The sequence below is a fragment of the Clostridium sp. CAG:265 genome (genome assembly GCF_000436575.1).
GTDB lineage: Bacteria > Bacillota > Clostridia > Clostridiales > Clostridiaceae > Clostridium > Clostridium lentum.
Genome location: NZ_FR886618.1, coordinates 98,771 through 115,231, shown reverse-complemented (window position 1 = coordinate 115,231; position 16,461 = coordinate 98,771). Strand labels below are relative to the sequence as shown.

15 protein-coding genes and 1 riboswitch are annotated in these 16,461 nt (G+C 29.3%); of the genes, 12 read left to right on the top strand and 3 right to left on the bottom strand.

What is annotated here, in order from left to right:
• The first annotated feature begins 64 nt into the window (after nt 1–64).
• Entirely contained in the window at nt 65–1,990 is a 1,926-nt protein-coding gene (locus Q5O29_RS07100) for an FUSC family protein (protein ID WP_022212269.1), read from the top strand.
• 308 nt (nt 1,991–2,298) lie between these two features.
• On the opposite strand, the gene Q5O29_RS07095 is transcribed toward Q5O29_RS07100, so the two are convergent.
• Nucleotides 2,299–2,634: a hypothetical protein gene (locus Q5O29_RS07095; protein WP_022168670.1), complete on the bottom strand. Its 336-nt coding sequence runs from the start codon at nt 2,632–2,634 to the stop codon at nt 2,299–2,301.
• Nucleotides 2,635–2,646: 12 nt separating this feature from the next.
• Nucleotides 2,647–3,048, bottom strand: a complete 402-nt coding sequence (locus tag Q5O29_RS07090; RefSeq protein WP_022212268.1) for a YtxH domain-containing protein — start codon at nt 3,046–3,048, stop codon at nt 2,647–2,649.
• Nucleotides 3,049–3,319: 271 nt separating this feature from the next.
• Between Q5O29_RS07090 and Q5O29_RS07085 the strand changes: the two genes are divergently transcribed.
• The 6 genes from Q5O29_RS07085 (at nt 3,320) to Q5O29_RS07060 (ending at nt 8,269) form a co-directional block, all read left to right on the top strand.
• Nucleotides 3,320–3,616: a nitrous oxide-stimulated promoter family protein gene (locus Q5O29_RS07085; RefSeq protein WP_022212267.1), complete on the top strand. Its 297-nt coding sequence runs from the start codon at nt 3,320–3,322 to the stop codon at nt 3,614–3,616.
• Between the two features lie 13 nt (nt 3,617–3,629).
• Complete coding sequence (locus Q5O29_RS07080) at nt 3,630–4,049, top strand: YbaN family protein (RefSeq protein WP_022168673.1); 420 nt, start codon at nt 3,630–3,632, stop codon at nt 4,047–4,049.
• A 24-nt stretch (nt 4,050–4,073) separates the two neighbouring features.
• Nucleotides 4,074–4,394, top strand: coding sequence for a hypothetical protein (locus Q5O29_RS07075; protein WP_022212266.1), 321 nt, complete (start codon nt 4,074–4,076; stop codon nt 4,392–4,394).
• 127 nt (nt 4,395–4,521) lie between these two features.
• Nucleotides 4,522–7,140 carry a calcium-translocating P-type ATPase, PMCA-type gene (locus Q5O29_RS07070; RefSeq protein WP_022212265.1) on the top strand — a complete coding sequence of 873 codons (2,619 nt, stop codon included), beginning with the start codon at nt 4,522–4,524 and terminating at the stop codon, nt 7,138–7,140.
• A 54-nt stretch (nt 7,141–7,194) separates the two neighbouring features.
• The gene (locus tag Q5O29_RS07065) at nt 7,195–8,031 is read left to right on the top strand and encodes a mechanosensitive ion channel family protein (RefSeq protein ID WP_022212264.1); all 837 of its coding nucleotides are present in this window, start codon (nt 7,195–7,197) and stop codon (nt 8,029–8,031) included.
• A 79-nt stretch (nt 8,032–8,110) separates the two neighbouring features.
• Complete coding sequence (locus tag Q5O29_RS07060; protein ID WP_022212263.1) at nt 8,111–8,269, top strand: hypothetical protein; 159 nt, start codon at nt 8,111–8,113, stop codon at nt 8,267–8,269.
• Nucleotides 8,270–8,380: 111 nt separating this feature from the next.
• Here Q5O29_RS07060 and Q5O29_RS07055 read toward each other — a convergent pair whose 3' ends face one another.
• Complete coding sequence (locus Q5O29_RS07055) at nt 8,381–10,066, bottom strand: PTS transporter subunit EIIC (protein ID WP_022212262.1); 1,686 nt, start codon at nt 10,064–10,066, stop codon at nt 8,381–8,383.
• A 953-nt stretch (nt 10,067–11,019) separates the two neighbouring features.
• On the opposite strand from Q5O29_RS07055, the gene Q5O29_RS07050 reads away from it, so the two are divergent.
• From Q5O29_RS07050 to ftsH, 5 genes are all read left to right on the top strand, one after another.
• Nucleotides 11,020–11,694 (top strand): enzyme with TIM-barrel fold, encoded by a 675-nt coding sequence (locus Q5O29_RS07050; protein WP_022212261.1) that lies wholly within the window; start codon nt 11,020–11,022, stop codon nt 11,692–11,694.
• Between the two features lie 172 nt (nt 11,695–11,866).
• Nucleotides 11,867–12,039: riboswitch (Lysine riboswitch) on the top strand.
• A gap of 133 nt (nt 12,040–12,172) precedes the next feature.
• Entirely contained in the window at nt 12,173–13,462 is a 1,290-nt protein-coding gene (gene lysA / locus Q5O29_RS07045; RefSeq protein WP_022212260.1) for a diaminopimelate decarboxylase, read from the top strand.
• A gap of 224 nt (nt 13,463–13,686) precedes the next feature.
• A complete protein-coding gene (locus Q5O29_RS07040; RefSeq protein WP_022212259.1) occupies nt 13,687–13,914 on the top strand; it encodes a DUF3006 domain-containing protein in 228 nt (75 codons plus the stop codon).
• Nucleotides 13,911–14,456: a signal peptidase I gene (lepB, locus tag Q5O29_RS07035; protein ID WP_022212258.1), complete on the top strand. Its 546-nt coding sequence runs from the start codon at nt 13,911–13,913 to the stop codon at nt 14,454–14,456. The genes Q5O29_RS07040 and lepB overlap by 4 nt, the downstream gene beginning before the upstream one ends.
• Before the next feature lie 28 nt (nt 14,457–14,484).
• Nucleotides 14,485–16,425, top strand: coding sequence for an ATP-dependent zinc metalloprotease FtsH (gene ftsH / locus Q5O29_RS07030; protein WP_022212257.1), 1,941 nt, complete (start codon nt 14,485–14,487; stop codon nt 16,423–16,425).
• The last annotated feature ends 36 nt before the right edge of the window (nt 16,426–16,461 follow it).

Below are 16,461 nucleotides of genomic sequence, written 5' to 3'. Positions count from 1 at the left end.
AGATTTTAAAATAAAAATAGTGTAAAAAACTTTACACTAACAAAATTAAAAGGGGGAAGTGTTAATGAAATATGAAAAAGTAGTTAATAAAGAAAATATAAAAAAACAAACCTTTATGTTTGTTTTTATAGTAGCTTTTATTATGAGCTTTAAAAGTATTTTTGGTGACCAAAATACTTTAATAGGAGTAAGCACCATTACAGCTATGTTGATGTTTATAAATGTAGATTTAACTATGTCACCTATGGAGAATTTAATGAAACTTATACTTTTAAATGTAATAACTGGCGTTGGAGCATATATTTCATTATTAAATCCATGGATAGGTATTCCTATAAATTTTATAATAATATTTATAATCAGTTATAAGTTATATTTTAATTTAAAGGAATCGTTATATCTTCCATTCACGTTGCAATATGCTTTTATTTTATCAATACCTGTAACATTAAAGGAAATGCCAATTAGATTGGCTTCATTATTAGTTGCACCTATAGCAATAATGAGTTTTCAAATGCTTTTTAATAGACAAAAAATCTTTAAAAAGGGTAATAGAATTATTGAAAATATTTGTAGTAAAATAATAGAAAAAATAGATATTATATTAGATGAAGATAATGTTGAAAAAAATAATTCTTATATAGATAAAGATATTAGAAAGTATATAGATGAATTTAGAGCTATTGTTTATGATAATAGAAAAGAAAATTTTTATATAACAGAAGAAGCAAGAATTAAGATAAATATTTTATCAACGCTTGAAAAGATATCTATAAATTTAAATAAAGATTATAATGTTGAAGAACTTAAAAGTATATTAATGGGTTTAAGACAATGTATGAAAAGGCTTAATGTAGTACTAGGTGAAGATAATAATATAAAAGAATTAGAAGATTATATAGATAGTGTTATTGATAATCATAAAGATATACAAGCTAGTAGAATACATGCTATACAAATTTTAAATTCTTTAGAAATACTAAAGGTTGCTCTTACAGAATTGAGAGTGTTAGGTAAAGAAAATTATAATAATATTAAATTTACAGAAACTGATTATCCTACTCAATTGCAATCAATAAATAAGAAGAGATTTATTATGAATTCAGTAAAACTTTCTTTTGCAATAAGATCAGCTATTGGAATTTCTTTAGCAGCTTTTGTTAGTGATTACTTTAATTTATCAGAAGGAAGATGGATTATATTTACTATGGTTTCATTGGTAGTTCCTATATATGAGGCTTCCATAAAGAAGGCTAAGGATAGATTTATAGCTACCATAATAGGAGCAGTTATAATAGTGATACTGTTTAGTATTTTTAAAAGTGTTGGTATAAGAAGTATGATTCTTATTGGTGCTGGTTATGTAAATTCATATTTAAAAGAATATAAGCATAAGACCATATGTACTACAGTGTCGGCTATAGGTTCTGCAGCTTTATTAGGAAATACTACTGTTTTAACTTTAAGAAGAATAATATTTGTTGCCATTGGTGTTGTATTAGCAATAATTATAAATAGATTTATCTTACCAAGAAAAATTGAAGACTATACCAGAGAGTTAGAAGGTATGTATTTAGAGGCAGTAAAAGCAATGCTTAAGAAGGTATATTTATCACCAACAGAAAACAATATGCATGGTATGAATAATTTATTTATTATTACATCATTAATTGAAAGTAGATTGGAGAATAATAAAGAGTTTCTTAATAAGAGAGCAATAAAGTCTATCAGTCAAAACAGGCTTTTAATATTAAATATTCATGAATTATATATTTTATTTAGTAATGATAAATTTAAAAATATAGATTCAAAATATATAGTGGAAGATATGAAGATGATTACTTCATTTACAGATCAAAATATCAAGGAGCTATTAGACAAAATAGAAGACCATATTAAGAAATCAGACAACATCTACAATAAGATGATGCTTGAAAATATAAGAGAAGTTTATAAAGAAATATACAAAATAAACAAATACGTTTCATAATTATGAATTAATTATGAAATCATTACAGAGTTTATTTATTGTCAGTATTAAAACTATGTAACATAAAGAAAGCCTCCTTCATATATTATAGGGAAAAGATAATATATGAAGGGGGATTTTTAATGAAGAGATAATAGCCTCTATTTTGTATAAATTATTAGATGGACAAGATATAGTATCTGAAATGGCTAAGATAGCAATTATTGCACCAGAGGCAGTAATAAGTGGATTATATTTATTTGAAATAGCAGCTTTATAAATAAGAAAAAAGTAGAGGAATCCAAAACAATAATTTTGGATTCCTTTTACTATTTTATGAATATAGATGCAATTATATTTATAATGTCCTTTATAGTTTCATAGTTTGAAAGAAAGTTATCCTTAGCAACAATAGCCTCAGCAGTTGCTTCTGTAGCTACATCTGTAATTCCCTTTACATTATCAGTTATATCAATTGCATTTTTAGAAATAGTAGGAAGATTACTACAAGCCTTAGTTATATTATTTTTATTGCTATCAATTAATGAGTTTATATTATTAACAAGCTTTAAAACTTTTAATATAAGTATAATAAATAATATAAGTGCAGCTATTCCTAATGAACCTAAGATGACATTTAATAATAGCGATAAGCTTATGTACATATTAATCTCCTATTAAACTTCTTCAGTTAATTCTTCTTCTGTTATTTCTTCATCAACTTCTGTATCAGCTAAAGCTAATTCTTCAACTACATCACAAGCTTCTTGCTTTTGACCTTTTTTAGAAGCTAAGTATTCAGAAATTTTTTCTTTAGCAGTAGAAACATCTTTTTTACCTTCACTAACTTTTTTGCTTATAGCAGCTTTAGTTGCTTTAGTTTTTTCAACTAACTTATCTTTAGTTTCAGAAGATTTATTAGCAATATTTTCTCTAGTTTCTTTTCCAGACTTAGGTGCAAATAACACTCCTGCAGTAGCACCAGCAGTAACTCCTAGAGCAGCAGTTAAAGCAGCTGTTTTTACAATTTTAGCTTTTTGTTTTTTCTTCTTTTTATTTATTAAATCATAGATACTCATAATTTCCCTCCAATAGTTTATTTTTATTAATTATACTGGGCGGTATAAAGAATAACAAGTTAAAAAAAGTAATTTTTTCATAAAAAAGTAATAAAAGGTGGTGGCGTATAAAAATAAATTTTCTTTATAGTAAAATAATTAAAATTTTACTGATGATTAATTCTAAAAATACAATAAAAAAAAACTAAAAATACTTAAAATGTATAGAAAATTACTATGATATCTTAAAATATATAAATGAAAATAATTATCATTTAAAAGGGAGAAAATTATGACAAGAATAGAAAGAGAAAAACAAACCATAAAGCTTATGGTAGAAATATATTGTAAAAAGAAACATGGCACTAAAGGTGAACTTTGTGCGGAATGTCGGGAGTTCTTAGAATATGCTCATAAGAGATTAAGTTTTTGCAAATTTGGAGAAGAAAAATCAACCTGTTCAAGATGTCCAATTCACTGTTACAAGAAGGATATGAAAGAAAAAGCAAAAGAGGTAATGAAATTTTCAGGACCAAGAATGTTATTATACAAACCTTCAGAAGTAGTAAGACATGCATTAAATAAATAAGGAGATTTGAGATATGAGTAAGGTTAAAAAAGGTATTTATATATGCATTGGTTTGGTAGCGTTTGCTTTAGGTGCAATAGGTGTAATTTTACCAATTCTACCAACAACGCCATTTCTATTATTAGCATCATTTTGTTTTGCTAAGGGATCAGAAAGATTTAATACTTGGTTTATAAACACTAAAGTATATAAAAAGCACTTAGAATCATTTGTTAAGGAAAGAGCAATGACATTAAAGCAAAAGGTGATTTTATTAGCATTTGCAGATACCATGATAGCAATTCCACTAATAACTGTAGATGTATTGCCTATGAGAATAACCTTAATAGCATTAATATTATTTAAGCTATACTATTTTATATTTAAAATCAAAACTATCACACCAGAAGAGAAGGCTGCTAGAGATGCTGCAAGAGCAACAGCTACTAGTTAAATATAGCTAAGGAGGAAATAAAAAATGGAAAGAATATCATCATCATTATTTTGCTTATCATTATTAGTTTATTATATACCAAAATTATTTAAGGTTAAGAAAAAAGTTTATGTTAAAGCTCATATGTTTTTAGGTGCAATATCAGTTCTTGCAATGATAGCAGCAGTAGTCTTAAAATTTGGACAGGCTGATTTTATTAAGTACATTGGATTTGCCAGCATAATGATAGCAATAGGTATAACAGGAACTATTATGAAGAAAAATTATAAACTGTACAGAGTACTTCATATAGTATTTACTATTTCATTTTTTGTATATCTTCCTTTAGCAATTAAATTCATGTAATAAATTAATTTAAAAAAGAAATAGATATTATAAAAAGACTGCAAGTTATGAAATTTGCAGTCTTTTTATAATATTTGAAAAAATACAAATACTAAAGTCATGAAAAATTAAGGAAGGAGATTTTTTTATGGCTTATAGAAAAGAAATAGAACAGGTTTTTAAGGAGTTGGACACTAGCAAGAATGGACTTAGTAGCAGTGATGCAGCTTCAAGGCTAAAGGCTGATGGATATAATGAACTTACTGAAGGTAAAAAGACACCTTTGTGGAAGATGTTTTTTGAAAATTTGGCAGATCCACTAGTGATAATTCTTATAGTGGCAGCAGTGGTACAAATCTTTTTAGGTGAATTAGTAGAATCAATAATAATATTGATTGTTGTTATTTTAAATGCAATTTTAGGAGTAACTCAATCTAGAAAAGCAGAAAGCTCATTGGATAGTTTAAAGAAGTTATCAGCTCCTAATGCTAAGGTCATAAGAGATGGTAAAAAGGTTACTATTCAGGTAAGAGAACTTGTGGCAGGAGATATAGTTCTTTTAGAAGCTGGTGATTATGTACCAGCAGATGGTAGGCTTATTGAAGCTGAGAGTCTTAAGGTTGTGGAAGGAATGCTTACAGGTGAATCAGAACCAGTGCTTAAGCATACAGAGAGAATTGAAGATGAAGTTGTTGTAGGAGATAGAAGAAATTCAGTTTTTAGTGGTGCAACTGTAGTTTATGGTAGAGGAATAATGGCAGTGACAGCCACAGGGATGAATACGGAAGTTGGTAAGGTTGCAACACTTCTTGAAAGTGCAGGTACTAAGCAAACGCCTTTACAGGTTAAATTAGATAGTTTCGGTAAAAAGCTAGGGCTTATTATAATGATAATTGCTGCTATTATTTTTGGTGTAGAGGTTTTTAGAGGGTATAGAGCTGGTGGAAACTTAAAAGACTTAATATTTAGTTCATTTATGTTTGCAATTGCAGTGGCAGTGGCAGCTATTCCAGAGGCTTTATCATCAATAGTAACCATAGTTCTTTCTGTAGGAACAAAGGAAATGGCACAAAAGCAAGCTATCATAAGAAAGCTTCCAGCTGTGGAAACTTTAGGTTCTACAAGTATTATATGTACTGATAAGACAGGAACCCTTACACAAAATAAAATGACGGTGGTAGATTTCTTTATGTATGGCGTAAAGAAGGAGCAGATAGATAAAGATACAACTTTAGAAAGCCAAGATGGAGCAATGAATTTAAGTTCAACATTATGTAATGATTCAGAAATTGCTGAAGGTGGAGTAGAAATAGGAGATCCAACAGAAGTAGCTTTTTTAAGATATGCAGAAAAACGAGGTCTTGATTATAAGGAAATAAGAGATAAATATGATAGGTTAAATGAAATTCCTTTTGATTCTGATAGAAAATTGATGTCTACTGTAAATTCTATTGGTGGCAATGCAATTATGTTTGTTAAAGGAGCACCAGATATAGTATTACAAAGATCAATAAAGGCACTAAATGATGGTGATGAAGTACCTATGACAGAAGAAATATTAAATAAATATAAGCAAATCAATGAAGAGTTTTCTGATAGAGCACTTAGGGTGTTGGCATTTTCCATTAAAGATGTTCCTGATGAGAACTTTGTGCCAGCTATAGAAGACGAAGTTGATCTTACCTTTGTAGGGCTTATGGCAATGATTGATCCACCAAGAAAGGAAGTGTTTGGAGCAGTTAAAGAAGCCATTAGTGCTGGTATAAAAACAATTATGATAACAGGTGACCATAAGACTACAGCAGCAGCCATTGCCAAAGAGCTTGGAATAATGTCTAAAGATGATAAGGCATTAACTGGTAAAGAATTAGATGCATTAAGTGAGGGAGAATTAAGCGAACAATTGGAACATATCACTGTTTATGCGAGAGTTTCGCCAGAAAATAAAATAAGAATAGTAAAAGCATGGCAAGAAAAAGGAAAAGTTACAGCCATGACTGGTGATGGAGTTAATGATGCTCCAGCACTTAAGCAAGCTAATATAGGCATTGGTATGGGGAGTGGAACTGATGTTGCTAAGGATGCAGCAGCAATGGTTTTAACTGATGATAATTTTGCAACTATAGTCAATGCTATAGAAATAGGAAGGACAGTATATAGCAATATAAAAAAATCTATTACTTATCTTTTAGCAGGAAACCTTGCAGCTATTATAGCAATAGTATTTGCAGTAGTGATAAATTGGGAAAATCCTTTTACTACTTTACAGTTGCTATTCATTAATCTTATTAATGACTCTTTACCTGCTATTGCTTTAGCTTTTGAAGTTGCTGAGCCTAATACTATGAATAAACCACCTAGAGATATTAATGAAGGGATATTACAAGGAGGTACTAGTAGTGTTATTTTAATAAGAGGAATAATAATAAGTATTGTTGTTATTATTGCACAATACTTAGGTAATAAAACTTCACCTATACTAGGTGCAGCTATGGCATTTTCAACTATTACATTAAGTAGAATATTTCAAACTTTACCAGCAAGATCAGATAATATTTCTGTTTTTAATATTGGTGTAGCAAAGAATAAATATGTTTTAGGAGCAATAGGTATATGTCTTTTATTATATTTAATAGTACTGCTTCCAGGATTAAGAGCAATATTTTCAATACCAAATTACTTTGGGGTTATGGAATTTGCTATATGTATATTACTTGCTTTAATATCAACAGTATTGATGGAGTTGGTAAAAATATTTAAAAAATAATATTTAAGATGATATAATATAAAATGTCTTATAGAATAAGGATGGAGGGCAAAAATGAAAGATATTGTATCGTTAGAAAGGATGTTAGAAAAACTATATGAATGGGTAATTACTAGAGGGGTAAATGTGTTTTTTGGAGTTATATTTCTCTCCATAGGATGGAAGGTTATTAATAAAACATTAAAAAGAATTAGAAGGATACTGGAAAGTAAAAATGCAGATCCAACAATTACTAGATTCCTTGATAATGTAATGAATGTTACCTTAAAAACAGTGCTTATTATAATAATACTTCAATACATTGGAGTGAACTTAACTGGGCTTACTACTATAGTAGCATCAGCAGGAGTAGCTCTCAGTCTTGCTTTAAAAGGAAGTTTAGCAAATTTGGCTGGAGGAGTTATTATTCTTGTAGCTAGACCTTTTAATGTAGGAGATTTTATAGAGACAACAGAGCATTCAGGTGTTGTTGAAAAAATAAGCATATTTTATACATATTTAGTTACCTTTGATAATAAGCAAATATTAATTCCTAATGGAATTTTAACAGATAGTAGTATAGTAAACTATTCTTCAAAAGAAATAAGAAGAGTAGATCTTACTTTTAGTGTATCTTATGAAGAAGATGTAATTAGAGTAAAAAATGTACTTATAAATATATTGAAAAATAATGAATTAGTACTGGAAGAACCAGAATTTTTTGTTGGAATATCAATGCATGGTGATAGTGCTATAAACTTTATTGTTAAAGCATGGTGTAAAACAGAAGATTATTGGACTGTATATTATGATCTTCTTGAAACAGTAAAAATTAAGTTTGATGAAGAGGGAATATCAATACCATATCCTCAAATGGATCTGCATGTAAAGAAAAATATAATTATAGATTAATATGTATGAGCCTTAAGTAACTTTCCTAAGTAACTGAGAATAAATTAATAATATAGGAAAGGATATAAGGTGATTTAATATGGATAAGGGAATTAATATTCGTAGTGTACTATTGGTGAAAAAAGCTGTTAAAATATTAGACTACTTAGGAACTAAATACGATATTGAGAAGTTAAAAAAGAGACCAGATATATGTAAAGAAATAATCAATAAATTTAAAGATGAATATATGGTATAAATAAAAGGTATAAAAAAGAGGCTGTCACATTAAATGACAGCCTTATATTGTTGAGTGAGTTTGTTATTTACATGAGTTGTTGACAATTTTGTTTTGGTAAAATATCTTGGATTACTCTCCAAGGATTGAGTTTATTTCGTTCTTGTATCCGTCTGCTTTTGCTCCGAAAATAGCTTGAATTCCGTTCCCTACTTCTACAACGCCAGCAGCACCTAATGTTTTAAGTTCATCTTTTTGAACTTTAGCTTTATCTTTTACTTCTACTCTTAATCTAGTGATACAAGCATCAACACTTACTATGTTTTCAGCTCCACCTAAAGCAGCTAATACAGCAGGTGCTTTTTCAGTTATTTCACCTTTTCCAGAAGTGGCAGCAGGTTGTTCATTGGCATTTCCATTTTTAGCTTGGAAATCAGCCTTTGTGAATAACTTAGTTTCACCTTCATTTTCATCTCTACCTGGTGTCTTTAAGTTAAACTTAGTAATTAAGAAGTAGAATAAGAAGTAGTAAACTACTGCATAAGCTAAACCTACTAATATAACGAATAACCAGTTAGTTTTAACACCAGCACCAGCAGGTAATAAACCAAATAAAGCAAAGTCAATTACACCACCAGAGAATGTCATACCAATGAATACTTTAAGCATTCCCATAATCATATAAGATAAACCAGCAAGTACACAGTGAACTGCATATAAAGCAGGTGCTACGAATAAGAATGTAAATTCTAATGGTTCAGTTATACCAGTTAAGAATGAAGTAACAGCAGCTGAAACTAATAATGAACCTACAATCTTCTTTTTGCTTGGAGCAGCAGCTCTATACATTGCAAATGCAGCAGCAGGTAAACCAAACATCATGAATGGGAATTTACCAGCCATGAAAGCAGTTGTACTGTTTACGATAGTACCCATAGTTGATGCAGAAGCTCCAACTAATGCTCCCATATTAGATAATTGTACAAAGTATGCAGTGTTAGCACCAGCAATTGTAGTAAATGTTCCAACAGAACCATTTAGAAGAACTTGACCTTCAACAAATGAACTATACCAGAATGGTGTATAGAATACGTGGTGTAATCCAAATGGAATTAAAGCTCTTTCAATTAATCCATAGAAGAATACTCCGATAGAACCAGATGTTCTAACTAAGTTAGCAATTACTCCAATACCGTCTTGTACTAAAGGCCAAGCAAAGGCAAGTACTGCTCCTACAAGTGCCATAACTAAAGATGTTATGATTGGAACAAATCTAGATCCAGAGAAGAACCCAAGTACTGGAGGCATTTGAATTGTATGGAATCTATTGTGTAATGCAGCTGTAACCAAACCAGTAATAATACCACCAAACACTGACATATTTAATGTGAATATTCCTAAGTTAGTTGTGATATAAGTACCATATTCTCTAACGTTATCAGGTGTTAATACTCCAAGTTGAGTAACACCTAAAGCAAGTAATGAAGAAATTGTTTGATTCATTACTAGGAATCCAAATACAGCAGCTAAAGCAGCAGTACCTTTATCTTTTTTTGCAAGACCTACAGCAACTCCAACTGCAAATAGTATTGGTAAGTTACCAAAAATAATATTTCCAATATCATTCATTACTGTTAATACAGCATTAACAGCAGGAATAGATATAAAAGTAAGTAATGGCTGATAAATAGCAGGAGCGTTTTCTAACCCTGCAATTCCTAATAATGCACCACCAACACCAAGTAATATACCTGCAATTGGAAGAGCAGCTATTGGAAGCATTACAGCCTTACCAATTCTTTGTAAAAATTGTAGCATAATATTAATCCTCCTAAACCTATTTTTAATTCTTAAGTTATAAGTTATATTTACATAGCGTAAAATTTCTCTGAAGCTGGCCAGCTTTCATAAAGAAAGTTAAACAAAAAAGGCTTAAATATCTATAAATTATATAATTCCACCAAGGTAAAGGAATTATTACAATTCACACATATTTAAGCCTTGCCTGCATAACCAGTAACACGCTAAAGTATTTAATTTACTTTTAAATAGTATCATAAAAATGTTTACATGTAAAGTTTTGTTTTTAAAATTATAGAAAAATTTTTATATTTTAAAAATTGTGACAATATTAGTTGTATATAATAATATGAAAAAGTAAAAAATAACAATTTAACTTATCCACAGAATGTGGATAAGTTAAATTGGATTATAAGTGTAAAGAAAAAAAGTTGACACAATATATTAGGTGTTGCAAAATAGATTAAACAATATAATGGGGGTTGGATAAAAAAGTAAATAATTTATCCAGTAAAAAAATCCCAAAAATAGTTAATAACAAAGTTATCAACAAAATTAACATGCCTGTGGATAAATTCTGTGGATAACTGTGAAAAATGTGAATTATTTAAGTGAAAATGAGCTGAAACAAATATATACTGTGGATAACTTTTGAAATAGTATAAAAAAAGTTAAGATATGAATTATAAAATATAGAATAAAAGAAAAGAGGATAAAAAAATGATATATGAGAAAAGAATAGTAAAAGCACAATTTATTAATAGGCCCAATAGATTTTATTCAAATGTTAAATTTATAATTGTCTAGTTACAGAAGAAAGTATTGAAATTAATCAAGAAGTTGAAATAATACTATAGAAATTTATTTTCTTTATGATATAATTTTTACTTAATAATAAATGTAATAATATTTTTATAGCAAAGATTTTTTATAAGAATATATATATATAAATTTATAATAGGAGTATGCTTATGGAAATTAAAAGAAAGAAGAATGTACCAGAAATAAAAGGTATATTAAGAAGTAATGTTATTGAAGTACCATCATGTATTAGAGATTGCTCTGGAATAAAGATATTTGGTAAGAGATTAAAGTCATTTTTATTCACAACAGATGTAGCCTTGATAAGAAATACTAATGCTGATGCAATAATAGCAGTATATCCGTTTACTCCACAGCCTTTAATAACAGAAGCGTTAGTAATGGCTGCAGATGTACCTATATTTTGTGGAGTTGGAGGTGGAATTACTCAAGGTAAGAGAGTAGTTAATCTTGGATTAGATGCAGAGTTTAAAGGTGCAATGGGAGTTGTAGTTAATGCCCCAACAAGTAATGAAATAGTTGAAAACCTTAGAGAGACTATAGATATACCAATAATAGTTACAGTGGTGTCAAAAGATGAGGACATAAAGGCTAGAATTGAATCAGGAGCAACTATATTAAATGTTTCTGGTGGTAAGGATACGGCAGATATTGTAAGAAAGATTAAATCTGAATATCCAGCTTTTCCTGTATTAGCAACAGGTGGGCCTACAGAAGAGACAATAAGGGCAACCATAGAAGCAGGAGCAAATGCTATAACTTATACACCACCATACAATGGAGAAATAATGAGTGCACTTATGGACAGATATAGAGATAAATAAAAAATGAAAAATTGTGGATAGAACTCCATAGGAGTTTCAACATTAAATTTCATTCCTAACATCCTTATTTACAAAATATTGGTATAATGGTATCATTTATTAAAAGTTGTAATATATTAATTTATATAAAAAAATAAATTAAGAATAAAATAAAGCTAAATTGAATAAAATATTACCTGGTAGAGGTGCTGTTTATAATAAGTAAGAAAAGGGAGCTTTTTTTGCATGGCATGGATTTTTTCTGAAAGGTATGATAGCCGAAGGAATAAGGGACGCAAAGACTTATTTCTGGGTATGCATAAAATATATGCATAACTGTCACAGTAGTGGAGCGCTACAGGGTTTAAATGAAATTATGAAATAAGTTTTAAAAGAAAATTTCATATATCATATATAATCTTAAAAAAGTGAACTACCATCATAGAATTTCTATGATGGTTTTTTTATAATTTATTAGAGGATATTAGGAGTTGGGGATATGAAGTTATTTGGAACAATGGAAATAAGGGAAAATGAATTATTTATAGGTGGAGTTAGCACTACAAATCTAGTAAAAAAATATAAATCACCGTTATATGTTATGGATGAGCAGCTATTAAGAGATATATGCAGAAATTATTATAAATGTTTTAAATGTAATGAAGATAATAGGGTAGCCTTTGCAGGAAAAGCATTCTTAACCTTAGAAATGTGTAGGCTTATTCATGAAGAGGGGCTTAATTTGGATGTAGTTTCAGGCGGAGAACTATATACAGCTTATATGGCAGGTTTTCCAATGGAAAAGGTATATTTTCATGGAAATAATAAAACATTAGATGAAATTAAGTTAGGAGTAGAAAAAAGAGTTGGTAGATTTATTGTTGATAATCTAGAAGAAATGGAAATGATAAATGAAATAGCAGCAAAGTATGGAGTGATACAAGATATTTATTTAAGGCTTACGCCAGGGATTGAAGCTCATACTCACCAGTATATACAGACAGGTCAAATAGATTCAAAATTTGGATTTGCTCCTGTGGGAAATACTATAATGGAAGCGGTAAAACATGCTTTATCTTTAGATAATTTAAGATTAACAGGACTTCATTGTCATATAGGTTCACAAATATTTGAGATAAAGCCATATGAAGATGCAGCTGAAATTATGTTAAATTATATTGATAAAATTAAAAGAGAAACAGGTCATGAAATTAGAGAGTTAGATTTAGGTGGTGGCTTTGGTGTATATTATACAGAAACTGATAAACCAAGAAGTATAGAAGAATATTGTAGTGCTATCTTGAATAAGGTTAATGAAATTTGTGAAAGATTAGGATTAGTTAAGCCAATACTTACCATTGAACCAGGTAGATCTATTGTGGGGAATGCAGGTACCACTTTATACACCATTGGAGCTATAAAAGAAATAAAAAATGTAAGGAAATATGTTTCTGTAGATGGTGGAATGACTGATAATATAAGACCAGCTTTATATGAAGCAAAATATGATATGTCTATAGTTGATAAATTAAATGAGCCATCTGATGAAAAAGTAACTATAGCAGGCAAATGCTGTGAATCAGGTGATATATTAATGAAGGATATATACATTCAAAAACCTGAAAGAGGAGATATATTAGCTGTCTTTACCACTGGTGCATATGGCTTCTCAATGTTTAGTAATTATAACAAAAATGTAAGACCGGCAGTGGTATTTGTTGGTGATGGTAAGGAGAAAGTAGTATCTAAAAGACAAGACTATAAAGATTTACTAGGGTTAGAAATATAGAATAATGGTAAAAATTAAGGTGAGATGAATTATCATAAATTCTTCTCGCCTTTTAATATATAAATTTTTAATGAATGTTTTATATATTGTAATAAAATTGACATATTGCTGTAGTATAATGTAATGGTAAAATTAGATTAAATAATAGAAATATGATATACTTATGTTTCAAGTAGATTGAGAGGGAGGAAGTTCTGGCAAAATTTTGCTAAAAACATTAAGTTATGAAGGAAAGTCATTTTATAGTCGATAGAATAGAAGGTAGGTCGTTAGTATTACAAAATCGTAATGCAGAAATAATAATAATAGATAAGACAAATGTTGAGGATGAGGTAAGTGAAGGAGATATATTAGTTAAAATTAGTAAGAACAGATATATTGTAAATAGAGAAGAGACCGATAAGAGAAAGACTAAAATTGATAATTTGATGAAAGGCATGTGGGAAGATTGAAGGAAAGTAATAAAGAAGTTAAAAATCAAAAGACAGGATTCTTTTACGAATGGGTAGTACCAATTGTAATTGCGATTATATTGGCTTTTTTAATAAATAAATTTGTTATTTATAAGGTAAAGATACCTTCAGAATCAATGGTTCCAACATTGAATGTTAATGATAGGCTATTTGTTACAAGAGTATATAATCCAGAAAAGCTTAAGAGAGGCGACATTATTGTATTTAGTTATGATCAAGAAGGCGAAGAAATCAAGATGATAAAGAGGCTTATAGGATTACCAGGAGATGTTGTGCAAATAGTAAATGGAGTAGTATCTGTTAATGGAGAGGTACTTGAAGAAGACTATATTGGAGCTGAAGATACTTTTAATGGTACATATACCGTGCCAGAAGGGAAATACTTCTTCTTAGGAGATAATAGGAAATGGTCTAAAGATTCAAGATATTGGCCTGTAACACCTTTTGTTGATGCAAATGATATAGAAGGAAAAGCAGTAATAAAAGTTTATCCATTTAGTGATTTTGGATTAATTGAATAAGGATATAGACAGATAGGAGATGATTTAAATGGAAGAAAACAAAAATAATCTTAATGGACCACAAAAAAAGAATAATAATAAAAAATATTTAATTATATACGTAATTGTGGCATTTATGTTTATATACTCTTTTAACTATGCAAAGAATATGTTGACAACACAAGAAATATCATATAATAAGTTTATGCAACTTGTAGAAAATGGTGAAATTTCAGAAGTTAGAACTAAAGGTGATTCACTTGTAATAACACCTAAAGAAGGAAGCTCAGAAAGTGGAAAAATGCTTTATACAGGTGAAGTTAATGACCCTTCTTTAGTTGAAACATTAAAAAATAATAATGTTCAATATTATGGAAGAATAACAGAACAACAATCAATGATAATGGAGCTATTACTTTATTATATAGGACCAATATTGTTAACATTCTTACTATTTAAATTATTATTTAAAAAAATGGGTGGAAAATTCGGTGCTGGCCCAATAAACATGGGAAAAAGCAATGCAAAGATGTATGTTGAAACAGATGTAAAAGTTACTTTTGATGATGTTGCAGGGCAAGATGAAGCAAAAGAAAGTTTAACAGAAATAATAGATTTCTTAAATAATCCAGAAAAATATGCAAGCATAGGTGCTAAATTACCTAAAGGTGCATTATTAGTTGGGCCTCCAGGTACAGGTAAAACTCTTATAGCTAAAGCTGTTGCTGGAGAAGCAAAGGTGCCATTCTTCTCAATGTCAGGTTCAAATTTTGTTGAAATGTTTGTAGGTATGGGTGCTGCTAAGGTTAGAGATTTATTTAAAGAAGCAGAAAAGAATGCTCCATGTATTATTTTCATAGATGAAATAGACTCAATAGGTAAAAGTAGAGATAACCAAATGCAATCTAACGATGAAAGAGAGCAGACTTTAAATCAGTTATTAACTGAAATGGATGGATTTGATGCAACAAAAGGAATAGTAATCCTAGGAGCAACAAATAGACCTGAAATACTAGATAAGGCATTACTTAGACCTGGTCGATTTGATAGAAGAGTTATTGTAGATAGACCTGACCTTATTGGTAGAAAAGCTATTTTAAAAGTTCATAGTAAGGATGTTAAATTAGCTGATGATGTTGATTTAGATTCAATTGCTAAAGGTACACCAGGTGCAGTAGGGGCAGATCTTGCTAATATGATAAATGAAGCAGCCATTAGAGCAGTTAAACATGGTAGAGATGAAGTAGTTCAAGAGGACTTAGAAGAAGCTGTGGAAGTAATTATAGCTGGTAAAGAAAAGAAAGATAGAATCCTTTCTAAACAAGAAAGAAAAATTGTTGCATTCCATGAAGTTGGTCATGCTCTTGTAGCAGGATTATTAGAAGGTACTGATCCAGTGCATAAGATTACGATAGTTCCAAGAACTATGGGAGCTTTAGGATATACAATGCAACTACCAGAAGAAGAAAAATATCTTGTTTCTAAAGAAGAAATGTTAAATCAAATTACTGTAATGCTTGGTGGAAGAGCTGCAGAAGAAGTTGTTTTTAACATGGTATCTACAGGAGCTTCAAATGATATTGAAAGAGCGACTCAATCAGCAAGAAGTATGGTAACTGTATATGGTATGACAGAAAGATTTGATATGATGGCTTTAGAATCTATTCAAAATAGATATTTAGATGGTAGAGCAGTAAGAAACTGTAGTGAAGCAACTTCAACTTTAGTTGATGAAGAAATCTTAAAGATAATAAGACAATGTCATAATAAGGCTATTGAATTATTAACTGAAAATAGAGATCTTTTAGATGAAATATCAGAATATCTTTTAGAAAAAGAAACTATTTTTGGTACAGATTTTGAAAAATTTATTTATAAAAAGTATCCTGAACTTAAGAAGATTAAAGAAAAGGAAAAAGAAGAAAATAAATTAGATTTAGAAAAAGAAGAAAATGAAGTAGCTAGTACAATTGATATGATAATTGAATAGCATATATATTTAAGGAGTTAGGATAAGTATATCTTA

Coding starts and splice junctions, on each gene's coding strand:
- Q5O29_RS07085 (WP_022212267.1), top strand. CDS start 3,320: ATGACAAGAATAGAAAGAGAAAAACAAACCATAAAGCTTATGGTAGAA.
- Q5O29_RS07040 (WP_022212259.1), top strand. CDS start 13,687: ATGAAGGAAAGTCATTTTATAGTCGATAGAATAGAAGGTAGGTCGTTA.
- lysA (WP_022212260.1), top strand. CDS start 12,173: ATGAAGTTATTTGGAACAATGGAAATAAGGGAAAATGAATTATTTATA.
- Q5O29_RS07060 (WP_022212263.1), top strand. CDS start 8,111: ATGGATAAGGGAATTAATATTCGTAGTGTACTATTGGTGAAAAAAGCT.
- ftsH (WP_022212257.1), top strand. CDS start 14,485: ATGGAAGAAAACAAAAATAATCTTAATGGACCACAAAAAAAGAATAAT.
- Q5O29_RS07080 (WP_022168673.1), top strand. CDS start 3,630: ATGAGTAAGGTTAAAAAAGGTATTTATATATGCATTGGTTTGGTAGCG.
- Q5O29_RS07090 (WP_022212268.1), bottom strand. CDS start 3,048: ATGAGTATCTATGATTTAATAAATAAAAAGAAGAAAAAACAAAAAGCT.
- Q5O29_RS07055 (WP_022212262.1), bottom strand. CDS start 10,066: ATGCTACAATTTTTACAAAGAATTGGTAAGGCTGTAATGCTTCCAATA.
- Q5O29_RS07050 (WP_022212261.1), top strand. CDS start 11,020: ATGGAAATTAAAAGAAAGAAGAATGTACCAGAAATAAAAGGTATATTA.
- Q5O29_RS07100 (WP_022212269.1), top strand. CDS start 65: ATGAAATATGAAAAAGTAGTTAATAAAGAAAATATAAAAAAACAAACC.
- Q5O29_RS07095 (WP_022168670.1), bottom strand. CDS start 2,634: ATGTACATAAGCTTATCGCTATTATTAAATGTCATCTTAGGTTCATTA.
- Q5O29_RS07075 (WP_022212266.1), top strand. CDS start 4,074: ATGGAAAGAATATCATCATCATTATTTTGCTTATCATTATTAGTTTAT.
- Q5O29_RS07070 (WP_022212265.1), top strand. CDS start 4,522: ATGGCTTATAGAAAAGAAATAGAACAGGTTTTTAAGGAGTTGGACACT.
- Q5O29_RS07065 (WP_022212264.1), top strand. CDS start 7,195: ATGAAAGATATTGTATCGTTAGAAAGGATGTTAGAAAAACTATATGAA.